At 45.0% G+C, this 13,032-nt stretch carries 11 protein-coding genes; 4 read left to right on the forward strand and 7 right to left on the reverse strand.

What is annotated here, in order from left to right; translation table 11 throughout:
• Window positions 1-2 precede the first annotated feature (2 nt).
• The gene (locus tag SIO70_RS16965; protein ID WP_320582042.1) at window positions 3-545 is read right to left on the reverse strand and encodes an RNA polymerase sigma-70 factor; all 543 of its coding nucleotides are present in this window, start codon (window positions 543-545) and stop codon (window positions 3-5) included.
• A 1,035-nt stretch (window positions 546-1,580) separates the two neighbouring features.
• On the opposite strand from SIO70_RS16965, the gene SIO70_RS16970 reads away from it, so the two are divergent.
• The 3 genes from SIO70_RS16970 to SIO70_RS16980 all read left to right on the forward strand — a co-directional run bounded on the left by SIO70_RS16970 (window position 1,581) and on the right by SIO70_RS16980 (window position 6,738).
• Window positions 1,581-1,910: a DMT family protein gene (locus SIO70_RS16970; protein WP_320582043.1), complete on the forward strand. Its 330-nt coding sequence runs from the start codon at window positions 1,581-1,583 to the stop codon at window positions 1,908-1,910.
• 368 nt (window positions 1,911-2,278) lie between these two features.
• Window positions 2,279-4,756 (forward strand): PIG-L family deacetylase, encoded by a 2,478-nt coding sequence (locus tag SIO70_RS16975; protein WP_320582044.1) that lies wholly within the window; start codon window positions 2,279-2,281, stop codon window positions 4,754-4,756.
• A 302-nt stretch (window positions 4,757-5,058) separates the two neighbouring features.
• Window positions 5,059-6,738, forward strand: a complete 1,680-nt coding sequence (locus SIO70_RS16980) for a sodium:solute symporter (RefSeq protein ID WP_320582045.1) — start codon at window positions 5,059-5,061, stop codon at window positions 6,736-6,738.
• Window positions 6,739-6,933: 195 nt separating this feature from the next.
• Here the strand turns inward: SIO70_RS16980 and SIO70_RS16985 are convergent, their stop codons facing one another.
• The 4 genes from SIO70_RS16985 to SIO70_RS17000 form a co-directional block, all read right to left on the reverse strand.
• On the reverse strand, window positions 6,934-7,593 hold the full coding sequence (locus SIO70_RS16985; protein ID WP_320582046.1) for a response regulator transcription factor: 660 nt from the start codon (window positions 7,591-7,593) through the stop codon (window positions 6,934-6,936).
• A gap of 94 nt (window positions 7,594-7,687) precedes the next feature.
• The gene (locus tag SIO70_RS16990; protein WP_320582047.1) at window positions 7,688-8,488 is read right to left on the reverse strand and encodes a sensor histidine kinase; all 801 of its coding nucleotides are present in this window, start codon (window positions 8,486-8,488) and stop codon (window positions 7,688-7,690) included.
• Window positions 8,485-9,081, reverse strand: a complete 597-nt coding sequence (locus tag SIO70_RS16995; RefSeq protein ID WP_320582048.1) for a hypothetical protein — start codon at window positions 9,079-9,081, stop codon at window positions 8,485-8,487. Before SIO70_RS16995 ends, SIO70_RS16990 begins: the two co-directional genes overlap by 4 nt.
• A gap of 81 nt (window positions 9,082-9,162) precedes the next feature.
• Window positions 9,163-9,579 (reverse strand): hypothetical protein, encoded by a 417-nt coding sequence (locus SIO70_RS17000; RefSeq protein WP_320582049.1) that lies wholly within the window; start codon window positions 9,577-9,579, stop codon window positions 9,163-9,165.
• Window positions 9,580-9,985: 406 nt separating this feature from the next.
• Here SIO70_RS17000 and SIO70_RS17005 point away from each other — a divergent pair, with 406 nt between their 5' ends.
• The gene (locus SIO70_RS17005) at window positions 9,986-10,780 is read left to right on the forward strand and encodes a hypothetical protein (RefSeq protein ID WP_320582050.1); all 795 of its coding nucleotides are present in this window, start codon (window positions 9,986-9,988) and stop codon (window positions 10,778-10,780) included.
• A gap of 92 nt (window positions 10,781-10,872) precedes the next feature.
• Here SIO70_RS17005 and SIO70_RS17010 read toward each other — a convergent pair whose 3' ends face one another.
• Window positions 10,873-11,841 (reverse strand): phosphatidylinositol-specific phospholipase C, encoded by a 969-nt coding sequence (locus SIO70_RS17010; RefSeq protein ID WP_320582051.1) that lies wholly within the window; start codon window positions 11,839-11,841, stop codon window positions 10,873-10,875.
• A gap of 288 nt (window positions 11,842-12,129) precedes the next feature.
• Window positions 12,130-13,026, reverse strand: a complete 897-nt coding sequence (gene xerD, locus SIO70_RS17015) for a site-specific tyrosine recombinase XerD (protein WP_320582052.1) — start codon at window positions 13,024-13,026, stop codon at window positions 12,130-12,132.
• Window positions 13,027-13,032: the final 6 nt, after the last annotated feature.

The following is a 13,032-nucleotide window of genomic DNA, read 5'->3' on the forward strand; positions in this document are numbered from 1 at the left end:
CTCTACTGCTGATTGAGCAGTCCCAACCTAATTTTTTTGAGTGCGGTGGTAAGGTGTGTGTATACCGTATTGATGGAAATATTTAACTGCTGCGATATCTCTGCGGGTGACAATCCTTTAATGCGACTCATCTCAAAGACCCGTCTGCACTGTTCGGGCAGTTTTTCTAAAATGGAGAGATACTGGGCTTCCAGTTCTTTATGTTCCAGCAGGAGGTGCTCAATGGTGCCCGGTTCCTGCGTTTGTTGCTGTTCTTTTGCGTATGCCTGCTGCCTTTGGGTCTTTTTGATACGGTTCAGGCAGGTATTTACTGTAGCTCTGGCCAGATAGTGCTGAATAGGAGCGCGCTCATCCAGGTTTTCGGCAGTGCGCCACAGGTTCAGAAATACATCCTGCACAATGTCCTGCGCCTCTTCCTGATCTTTCAGGTAGCGCAAGGCAATGTTGAACATGGATGGCGAAAACTGATTGAATATAATTTCAAAAACTTGTTTATCCCTGTTCCGAACCCCGGTAACTATATCTGTATTGTTGAGCGGCAGCATCCTGTAACTATCTTTTCATTCCATTTTTAAAATAAACTAAAATCGGCATTCAAAAACAGAATATAGCAAAATTATGGTTATTCTATCAATTATCCGGCTAATTGGGGGGATCAGCGGTCAGACAAAAAAAGCTAATAATTTTTTTATGCTTGTAAATGAGCCACTATGGCTGATCTTTTGGTTTTAAGCCCCCTTTTTTTAAAAAAAGGCAAGTTTTTTTTAAAACGGACTAATGGTAAGGATATTAACGGTTGTATTATATATGTAGACAGTGAATAAGAAGCCGGCATTTAGCAGGCGCCTGCTAAAAATTATTTAAAGAGTAACCATTCTTTATTGAGGAAAGACAGAGTGGTATTGACAAATTGGGGAGGAAACCACTGCCTGAGGGCAGGGGAGATCGGAAGGCATGGATTTGCCAGTGATACGAGAGCGATCTGTATATATAATATATAGGTAAGCAGTCATACCACATTAATACCTGCAAAAGGCAGGTGCCTATACCTTAGATTATTACCAGAGATCATTATATATGATGCACGAAGGGTACAAGTCCCCTTTTCGCACTCTGAAAACTTACAACTCCTAAGCATGATAGGAAAGTTGAGACCTGTAACAACCGGCCGGCTCTTTTGGGCCGGTTTATTTTTTTTATCTATTTTGCTAAAAGGAAAAGATACCATACCCTGTCCCGCTATGCTTGCCAATTTTAACGGGCGGGTATTTGGCCTCCTGATAACCTTCTATTTACAAACTGCATCCGTTCATTTTAGGGGTACGACTCTGAAATGAGCGGATTTTTTTTATAAACTCCCCCCATACATTTCAGCGGGAATAACCCTAAAACCAGATTTTTCTTTTTACAACCAGCCGTTCACTCACTCCTCCTCTTTTACAACCAGCCGTTCACTCACTCCAGCTCTACAGTTCATAAACTATCGGATTATTCTATTTACAAACTTCCCCCAATTATACCTGTTTCACAATCCCGGGAAGGCCGTATTTTTCTTTTACAAAACGCTGTAAATTCGCAGCATGCGTACCATTATCTTTCTTATCATCTCCAACACGTTCATGACCTTCGCCTGGTATGGTCATCTGAAATTTACAAATGTTGCTCTCTGGAAAGTTATCCTTGTCAGCTGGGGCATCGCCTTTTTTGAATACTGTTTCCAGGTCCCCGCAAACCGCCTGGGTGAACAGGAAGGCTTTTCCGGCTTCCAGCTCAAAACCATCCAGGAAGTCATTACCCTCTCCGTATTCGCCGTCTTTGCCATTTTCTACCTGAAAGAACCAATCAGGTGGAATTATCTCGTGTCTTTTGCCCTCATCCTGGGCGCCGTGTACTTTATGTTTAAGAAATAGCCGCTCCGGCTATAGCAAAGCTTCGGTATAGTTTAGTTAAAACTTTGGTCAAGCTCCGGGATAACTCCGGTTTAGTTTCGGTTAAGCTCTGGCATAACTCCGGCCAAGCTCCCGTCTAACTCCGGCATAACTCCGGTCTGGCTTCGGCATAGCTTCGATACAACTTCGTCACCAATCCAACATCAAAAGGGCACCTCAATATCCCCGGGATATACAAGTGCCCTTTTAGTGCCCTTATAGTACCGAAGTTGTATCGAAGCTATACCGAACCTTTACTATAGTTTCCCCCTCCCATTTCCTTTTATCACATTTTCATAAACACCTCCTTATTATCACTATTTTTGAGCCTGTTTAAATCCTCGAAAGTAATGGTAAAGAGCATCTGTTTAGCATTCGCAACAGGCATGCTGGCGGCCATCACGGCCCTGGGACAACCCTCGCCCGTGAACAACTCTGCCGACATTGCCCTGAAGTTGAAAAAGTTGGATACGCTGGGAAGTGTTTTATATATGGCCGCTCATCCTGATGATGAAAATACCCGCCTGCTGGGTTATCTGGCAAATGAAAAATTATATCGTACCGGGTACCTCTCCCTCACCCGCGGTGATGGTGGACAAAACCTGATCGGCAATGAACAGGGTGAACTCCTGGGACTGATCCGTACCCAGGAACTCCTCGCTGCCCGCCGTACTGATGGTGCTGAACAATTCTTTACCCGTGCACTGGATTTCGGTTTCTCCAAGAATCCAACCGAAACCTTCACTATCTGGAACCGGGAACAGATCCTTGCAGACGCTGTCTGGATCATCCGTAAATTCCAGCCCGACGTTATCGTATGTCGCTTTCCTGCCGATAGCCGTGCCGGTCATGGCCACCATACCGCTTCCGCCATGATCGCCGCCGAAGCCTTCGATGCCGCCGCCGATCCAAAAAGATTTCCTGAACAATTACAATATGTAAAACCCTGGAAGGTAAAACGCCTGCTCTGGAATACTTTCAACTTCGGTGGATTTAATACCACCAGCGAAGACCAGTTCAAACTGGATGTAGGTGCCTTCAACTACCTCCTGGGTAAAGGTTATGGCGAAATCGCCGCTGAAAGTCGCTCTCAGCACAAGAGCCAGGGCTTTGGCGTAGCCGCTGCCCGTGGTAGCTCCTTTGAATATTTTACCACTATCAAAGGCGATCCCCCCCGCGAAAGTCTGCTGGATGGCATCAATACTACCTGGTCACGTATCGAAGGCGGTAAAGCCATCGGTATGATGATCGACAAAGCCAGGGCTGCCTATAATTTAGAAAACCCTGCTGCCACCGTGCCTGCGCTGGTAGCCATCAGAAAAGCTATTCAGGCCCTGCCGGAAGGTTACTGGCGCAACCAGAAACTGAAGGAGACCGAAAACCTCATCCTGGCCTGTGCCGGCATATGGGCAGAGGCTTACAGTAACAACGAAATCGTTGTACCGGGTCAGGCTATGCAGGGCAGCGTACAGGTGATCTGCAACAGCCACATCCCTGTGCAGATCCAGTCCCTCAGCTTTGGCAGCAAGGATACGACCCTCGCACAAAACAAACTGGACTTCAACCAGCTAAAAAATATCCCGGTTACCCTACAGGTGCCGGATAATACGCCGATCTCTGAACCGTATTATCTGCGAGAGCCACATGGTGTAGGAGAATACAAAATACAGGACCCGCTGCTCGTGGGTAACCCTGAAAACATTCCAGCTATTCAGGCCACCCTTCATTTAAAAATTAATGGCGAAGACCTGACCATCTCCCGCCCTGTTCAATACAAACATACCGATCCTGTGAAAGGTGAAGTATACGCGCCCCTCATCATCGCACCTCCTGTGGTGGCGAACCTGGCAAACAGCGTATTTGTATTTACCAGCACCACGGCTCAACCTGTACAGGTTAAACTGCGCAATATGGGCAATGCTACCAAAGGCAAGGTGAGATTACAACTACCTGCGGGCTTCAGCAGCCAGGAGGCCTCCCTGCCTTTTGAGCTCAGTGGCAAAGGCGACGAGACCAGCCTGCTCTTTCACATTGCACCTTCCAAAGTAGCGGAAAGTAATCGTACCGATACTTTCAAAGTGATCATTGAAGACGAAGGCCATAGCTATGCACAGGGTATCCAGACCATCAGCTATGACCATATCCCTACCATTACTTTATTCCCGGATGCCGCCGGCCGCCTGGTGACAGTCGACCTGCAACACAATGGCCGCAAACTGGGCTATATCGATGGGGCAGGAGACCTGGTAGCAGCGAGTCTGCAACAGGTAGGTTATGAAGTCACTCACATCACCGAAAAAGATATTATGAACGGAGACCTGAGCCAGTACGATGCTATCATCACTGGTGTAAGGGTATATAATATTAATCCACGTATCAAATACTGGCAGCCCCACCTCATGGAGTATGTAAAGAATGGAGGTACCCTGCTGGTACAGTATAATGTGAACGGACCTTTGCAAATCACAGATATGGGTCCTTATCCGTTTTCACTGAGCCGTGACCGTGTGACCGACGAAAAAGCGGAGGTCTCTTTCCTGCGTCCTGATGATGAGATCATGAATTATCCGAACAAGCTTTCTCAGAAAGACTTTGACGGATGGATACAGGAACGCGGTTTGTACTTTACTACCAATGCAGATGCAAAGTATCAGTCGCTCTTCTCCATGCATGATCAGGGAGATCCGGCGCTGGAAGGTTCTACCATTGTAGCAAAGTATGGCAAAGGCAGGTATGTATACACCTCACTGGCGTTCTTCAGGGAACTGCCTGCAGGTGTACCCGGTGCTTACCGCATATTTGTGAACCTGATTTCAACAAAGAAATAATGGCGACACAAAAACAGCCAAACCGGTCAAGACTGAGTATGGCAGCAATTGTCTGCATTATCCTTGGGCTGGTCATAGGAATTGAAATCAAGCGGGTACATATCGGACTAATGATAGGACTCGTATTGGGCCTATTGAGCGGAAACATGCTAAGTAGAAGAAAGTAATCAAAGCTAAAGGAAGTATCTTATGAAAGAAGATAAACCGCCATTACTGCCGCAGTGGTGGCAGTGGTATTCTGTTGTAGTCGGCTGGCTGTTGCTGCTGATCGGCGCGTTTTATTTATTCACTAAAGTTTATTCATGAGTGTAGCGGATTGGATTGTACTGGGGGGTACATTAATCGGAATTATATTATACGGTATCTGGAAGAGCCGTGGCCAGAAAGATATGGCCAGCTACTTCCTGGATAACCAGTCTATGCCCTGGTACATCGTACTATTGTCGATCATCGGTACACAGGCGAGTGCCGTTACGTTTCTTTCTGCACCGGGTCAGGCGTATACTGACGGGATGCGGTTTGTACAATATTATTTTGGCTTGCCGCTGGCGATGGTGGTGATCTGTATTGCGTTTGTACCTATTTACCATAAGCTGAAAGTGTTCACGGCGTACGAATACCTGGAAGGCCGGTTTGACTGTAAGACCCGGACCTTTACGGCGATATTATTTCTCATACAACGTGCATTGTCTACGGGCATCAGTATTTATGCCCCGGCTATCATTCTCTCGTCTTTACTGGGCTGGAACATATACTGGACCAATGTGATCATGGGCGGACTCCTTATTATTTATACGGTATCCGGGGGTACACGTGCGGTGAGTTATACGCAGACATTGCAACTGGTAATCATTTTTGTGGGGATGTTCCTGGCTGGTTATATGGTGGTTCATTTGTTGCCGGCGGGTGTTGGATTTAATGATGCGCTGAAGGTAGCGGGCAAGATGAATAAGCTGAATGTGATAGTGACTGATTTTGACTGGAAGGATAAATATAACATATGGAGTGGGTTGATAGGAGGGTTCTTTTTAGCGCTCTCTTATTTTGGTACGGATCAGTCGCAGGTAGGCAGGTACCTGACTGCGCGGAGTGTGACGGAATCCCGTCTTGGGTTGCTGATGAATGGGTTGGTGAAAGTGCCGATGCAGTTCCTGATCCTGTTATTAGGTTCGCTTGTATTTGTGTTTTACCTGTATTTCAGGGCGCCGATATTTTTTAATGAGGCGCAGCTGAATAAGGTAGATGGGCCTACATTGCAGGTATTGCAAAGCCAATATGACGGATTTAATAAGATAAAGCAAGAGCAGGCAATAGCGCTTTCAAATGCGTTTCATAACAAGGACAATGCAGCCGTAGAAGTGGCCCGTCAAAAACTACAGGCCGCAGATGCAGATGCATTCAAGGTACGTACTACCGCGATCGATTATATTAAAAAAGCAGATCCAGGAGCGGATACGAACGATACGAATTATATCTTCCTGGATTTCGTGGTACACAATCTTCCGAAAGGCCTTGTGGGTTTGTTGATAGCCATTATATTCCTGGCTGCCTGGGGCAGTATTGCCGCGGCATTAAACTCCCTTGCCTCTACGACAGTGATCGATATTTACAAAAGACAGTTTAAACCAACAGCCCCGGACGAACATTACTTTAAAGCATCCCGGTGGTGGACGTTCATCTGGGGACTGTTTTGTATAGTGGTAGCACAGTTTGCCAGCAAACTGGGTAGCCTGATAGAAGCGGTGAATGTACTGGGATCGCTGTTTTACGGCGTTATCCTTGGTATATTCCTTGTAGCGTTTTATTGTAAGCGGATCGGTGGTACGGCTGTATTCTGGGCGGCAATAGTGGCGGAGATCCTGGTGATCATCGTATTTATTACCAATATTGTATCATTCCTGTGGCTCAATGCGATCGGGTGTATACTTGTGATCGTTCTGGCCTGGATAATACAATTATTGCAGCCTTCACATGACAAATAACAGCAGGCTCATTTTAAATGAATACAGCTTTTCACATGACAAAATTCAACCTGTTCTATCAGGTTTATTCTAATAAATGCAGCCGTTCACATGACTTGAAACAGCCTGTATACAATCAGGTATATTCTGATGATTGAAACCTTTACATTACGAACAATAGCCTGATCTACCAGGCTTTTACTAAAGGATTGCAGTCTATTCTATCAGACCGTTTCTAAATGCATACATCACGAGGCCGACAATGTTTTTGGCCCCGGTTTTTTCCAGTAGTTTCTGGCGTAGCCCTTCCACTGTTCTCGGACTCAAAAAGATCTTTTCAGAGATCTGTTGTGTAGTCAGCTCTTCACAGATCAGGCGCAGTACTTCCAGTTCGCGTTCGGTAAGGGGCACCTCGTGGCGGAAAGTAGGCTTGAACTGTTGTTTTGTTTTGTGCATGACCTTCTTGAGGAGGGCCAGGTTCACATTTTCATTGAAATAAAAACCTTTCTCGTAGGTAGTACAAATAGCCTCGTAAATCTCACCTGGTTCTGCATTTTTAAGCAGGTAAGCATTCGCGCCCATTTCGATAAGATGCACGATAAAGTTGTCATCTTCATACATGGTGAGTACGATCACTTTTACGTGTGCATATTTTTCCCTAACTTTTTTGGTAGCTTCTATGCCATCCATGTTGGGCATTTTCAGATCCATGAGAATCACATCTGGTTGTTGTGTTTCCATGATTTCTAATAAATGAACCCCATCTTCAGCTTCAAACACCACACTGATGTTTTCATAGGGCGTGAGGGTATTGATCACCCCACTCCGGAAGATTTTATGGTCGTCGGCAATAGCTACCTTAATGTTGTTTGTCATAGAGGGAGCCAGTTTATATTGGTTGCGTTAATTGTCCCGATTTTCATCTCACGTGTCATTGCTCAGGGGACAAAGCTAGAATAAAATAATATGATTACTCAGCGCGCTGGTAATTTTCTACTTTGATTTCGGCAATGGTACCGGCAGGTTGCCCGGCAGTGTAGCTGATAGTACCGCCTATGATGTTGAGGCGGCTTTCAATATTCTTAAGACCCAGGCTGCCTGTTTTATGACGGGCAAGTTCCAGGGAGTTGAGCAGCAGGCCATTTCCATTGTCTGCAACGTGGATGCTGAGCAGGGTAGGTGTAGTGTGATAGTTGATCTGCACCTGGGAGGCTTGTGCGTGTTTCAGAATATTGTTGATGAGTTCCTGTACGACGCGGTAGATATTTAGTGCTTTTTCGGGTTCCACAACGTGGTGGTTACTTTCTTCGGTGAATTGGATCTGCACCTGTTTATTACGGTTCATCATATTACAGAAGGAATCCAGCGCCCGGCTCAGTCCCAGGTTTTCAAGAGCCTGTGGGTGCAGGCTTTGTGAGATGAAGCGGAGGTGCTGGATGATCGTATCTGTAAATTCTTTGGTCTCTTTAAGTTGTTCCTGTTCGCCATTGCCTGTTTTGAGCAATGGCTGCAACTGGTTGAGGTTGAGTTTGAGTACGGAAAGTTGTGCGCCAACTTCATCGTGCAGGTCTTCTGCGATGCGTTTGCGTTCCAGTTCCTGGCCCTGGAGAATGGCTACCAATCGTTCTTTTTGCAATTGCAGGTCCTTGTCCCGGATCAGGAGTTTGTGTTTAATAACCTGTTTCTGCTGAAAGATAACGAGTACGATGACAAGGATGCCCATGGTGAGCATCACAGCCGTACCGATGATAACTACTTCGTAACTGTTCATGACCTGAATTTTTGAGCTTTGAGGAGGCCGATGTAGATCAGTACTACTTCTGCAAAGCCGCCGATAAAGGTAATAGAAAGCGTGGCATTTTGTATACCTCTGTCAAAATGGGCATGCTGCAAAAAGTTATAAGCCAGGGACAACATAAAGTTGGAGCAATGGAAAATAAACAGCCCACTATTATACCAGAAGCTGGGTAGGTAATTGACAAAGATGGATTGTTTGACCAGGTCCTCGTCGCGCATGAGTTCCCAGAAATAAATGACGCTATACAGTAACAGAAAGAGATTTTCAACGGAAAGGGCATAGGAGTTATAGGCCATTGGCCCCTCCAGGAAAAAGTAGTCAGTTATCGCAAAACAGGTGACGAGTCCAAAAACAATGAGTATAATTTTCTTGAGTAGTTGGTTTTTAATTACATGGTGAAAGAAGATGGTAAGAATGAGGAATTGGATGAGTGACATGGGACTAAAAAACCACATGTTATTTCTCGAAACATGAGCAATCAGGTGCGAGCCGCTTGCGAAAACAGCACTGCTGATAAGATAGTAAAAGATCCATCTGCCACCTTTATCGAGAATTTTGAATTTCATGATAAAGGGGATCAAAAGTAAAAATTCGACCCCCTCCATGATGTAGAAAAAAATCAGAAATGAATTCACCTGCCTTTTGGTTTAAACGGTTCCTGTATCAGGGCAATTGGTCGGACATGGTAAGCCCTGGTCCAGTGCTGCGAATTGGATAGGAGCTTCTGCGCCAACCTGAAGATTCATCTGTTTTGCTGCGGTTGAATCTTTGAAATGTACATTGTGGCCTTCGTTATTTACGGCATAAATAACCATCTTCTTCAGTTCCTTTTCAGGATGATCATGGTCGTCCCCGAAATAAATACGTAGCCCGATAATGTCTTCCTGACAATCAAGGAGTTGCTGTAGTTTTTCTTTTCCGAAGAAGTATGCCTGAATGAAGTCAGGATTGTGTGGTTCTTTCTGACGTTTTTTGTTGCAATAGTTGTCTCTTAAACGTCTCGCTTCGTCATGGTGAATGAATCCCCCTGCATCTGGGGTGAAGTTAGGTTTAGTTGTACTCATACGAATGCTGTTGTTTTAATTGGCGGTAAAATTATTATAAATAATCGCTTTTCAAAGCTGTGCCTGGTATCCCATTTTAGTGCCATAAGGTGATGGTGAATGAATTTATCTTGTTTGTGGTCAGGTAGTTATGTGTTAAAAAATGGATGCTTTTATATATAATCTAACGTATGGTTCCCTAAAAAATGCGTAGAACTACGTATTCTGAAAACAACGTATTCTAACGCTTGTTTAAAAAAAGATACTTCATAATCTTTGCATTGTGGGGTATGGCTATCCTCACAATGCGGGCAAGCATCGGCAGGGCCTTTCTACCCAAAGTTTGTTCATTCCAAATAGACATGCAGAGAAACCACAACAAAATTTGAGGTTAACCGGGTTGGCCCCAATTTTTAAACTTACGACTATGTGTTACCTATTAATTGGAAACATTTCTGCGTTGATCTCAGCTGACAGTACTGAACCGTTGGTAAATGCCCGGATCAGGGTTTATTTGCCGGATGGGCATTTATCAAATCGTTACCCCAATAAAAATACATTTAGTGGCCCCAGACAGTTAACCCCATCAGAGGTGTTGAATAAGCACGATCGGTTATTGGCTGAAGGCGCCCTGGATCATCACGGCAATTTCAATCTTAGCTGGGAACAATTGCACTTATTCACGGAACCTTTAGAGTTAGATATCTGTTTGCAGGGCATGCCCGAGGAGGCAGGTGAGCGGAAGGAAACACATTTCCAACTGAGTCGGCTGGTACCTCAATGGAAGCATTCATTGCAGCGGTATGTAGCAGCTTATGCTTATGTAATACCTGCTGAAAGCTGGGCACAGATCCGAGCCAGCTATGGTACATGGGTGATCGCCGGAATAGTTAGGCGTACCCAGGATAAACAGGGACAATCACAATTACGGGTAGAAGCGTACAATGCAGGTGACCACCGTATGCTGGCTTATAGCAGCACAGACGATCGGGGGCGTTACCAGATCAGATTCAGTAGAAAGCAACTGTCCGGCGGGCAGTTGCTTGGCCCTGATGTTTATTTTAAAGTGTATAGAGATAAGCAGTTGCTGTGGGAAGAGCAGGCGGAAGTGGCGACATTGCCTGGGAGGAGAGCGGTGGATGCATGTAGTGTGATGAATATTACGATGCAGGGTGGGGTGGTGAAGAAGGCGATGAGTTGGTTGAATAAGTTAGTAGGGTAAAATAATTGTGTGAATTATAAAACGCCTTTGGCGTTTTATAATTCACACCCGATTGCAAAGGGGCACTGCTTTCAGCAGTGCCCCTTTGCAATTTAGAAGTTTGTATTCAGAATAGCCGTGGATCTTGTAGCATTTGCAAAATCCATAGGTACGATCCCATACCTGCCTGCCGTATGCGTCGAAAAATAAGTGTCAATCTGTGGATTGATAGTGCCTGATACAGTAGTGATACTTGGAATACCGAAAATCAAAGGTTTGTAACCACTGGTATAATTAATATACAGGGTACTGTTACTCGTCGTGCTGGATTCAGTAAATAATGCAGTCACATTACTCCACTTGGACGCGTTGTCATTTACAATATAATTATCCTGAATTTTCAAACTGGCATTACCGTTATTAATGCTAAAAGTAGTGTTGTCAGCCCAGCTGGTGGCATCGATGCCTTTGGGTGTAGTGGTGGCCGCAAAGCGACGGAGCAATACGATTTTGCCTCTCACCTCTCCTAAATCAGGCACAGTAGCATTCAGAACGATGTTGCCATATTTTGAAACATAGGTATCAAAAGTCTGTTCGAATGTACGGGTGTTGTTGCTTGCATCATATTCTTCCTTTACACTCATCACAATCACTTCTTTTGGATGATTGGTCAGGAAGGTCTTGCAGGCAGTCAGTACATCATCGAAGTTCAGGTTCTGATAGATGGCCCCGTGGTGAATGGCAAAGGCATTGTCAATGTGTCTGCAGCGGATGTCGAGGTAGCGGATACCGGCTTCCAGCTGATCTGCAATAGAGAGATCCTGGCATTTGGCGGTACCTGATACTGGTTCTACACGTGCCCCGCTGTCGTGCGTACCGGGAATAGAAATGGCTGCAATATTGGTGTTGTCTGCTAACACCGTCATCCAGCTATTGGATGCAACACTTACTGCTGCTACAGTGCTGCTAGCGGCTACGGTGTTGTCTAAACGGGGTGCAGGAATGTCCTGTTTCGAACAGCTGAACAGGACAAGGGATAACAGCATGGTAGTAGGTACATGTAGGAGCGATGACGCTTTCATTTGGTTTATGCGTTTAATTTCAGGCAATAGGAAATGTTAACGCATTCATTGTACAGCTATAGGTAGCTTGACAGTGTAAACGTGTAACAGGTTGTAGGTTTGAATTTTCAGGTGCAAAATAATAAGGGAATTGATAAGTTGGTTATGGGTGGGGAATCATTAACAAAAGGGTAATAATTGTAAGGGGATGTCTTAATTAACCACTATTCATTTGCTGAAAAAGAAAGGATTTTTCTTTTATTAAACCAGATCGTTTGGTTTCAAAACGTATTACTCAAAACGTATTACTCAAAATCTTGGATGGAACCTTTGTAATGTATCTCTTAAATACTCTCTATCCAGATGCGTATAGATCTCCGTCGTAGTAATACTTTCATGCCCCAGCATTTCCTGCACTGCTCTTAGATCCGCCCCACCTTCTACCAGGTGCGTAGCAAATGAATGCCTGAATGTATGCGGTGACACCTGTTTCTCAATACCCGCCATTGCTGTCAACTCTTTTATCACTAAAAAGATCATCACACGGGTCAGTGCACTTCCTCTGCGATTTAAAAAAAGAATATCTTCCTGTCCGGGTTTACAAGGCATATGTACCCGCACTTCATCCTTATATATGTTGATGTACTTAATGGCATCTCTTCCGATAGGGATCAATCTTTCCTTATCTCCCTTACCAATAACCCGAATATACCCCGCATCAAAGTGTAACTGTGATATTTGTAAGCCAGTCACCTCGCTCACACGCAACCCGCAGCTGTACATGGTTTCCAGTATAGCACGGTTACGTGCACCTTCAGGTGTACCTGTTTTGACCTGTGTAATGATGAGCTCTATTTCTTCAAAACTCAATACATCGGGAAGTTGTCGCTTTGTTTTTGGTGCTTCTAATAATTGAGTAGGATCCTGTTTGACGATGTCTTCCAATAAGAGGTATTTATAAAAGGCTTTGATGCCGGAGATGATACGTGCCTGTGAGGTGGCTGTCATACCCAGTGTAGCGATCCACTGTACACAGGATTGTAAGTGTGTGAGTTCAACCTGATGGGGTGGGAGGGGGAGATTGGCGGACTGCAGGTATTGCACCAGTTTCTCTACATCACGAAGATAGGCTTCAATAGAGTTGCCGGAGAGGGAACGTTCGAGTTGTAAATAAGCCTTAAATCCTTTCAGATAGATATCCCACATGCCCGC

The sequence above is a fragment of the Chitinophaga sancti genome, assembly GCF_034087045.1.
GTDB classification, from domain to species: Bacteria; Bacteroidota; Bacteroidia; order Chitinophagales; family Chitinophagaceae; genus Chitinophaga; species Chitinophaga sancti_B.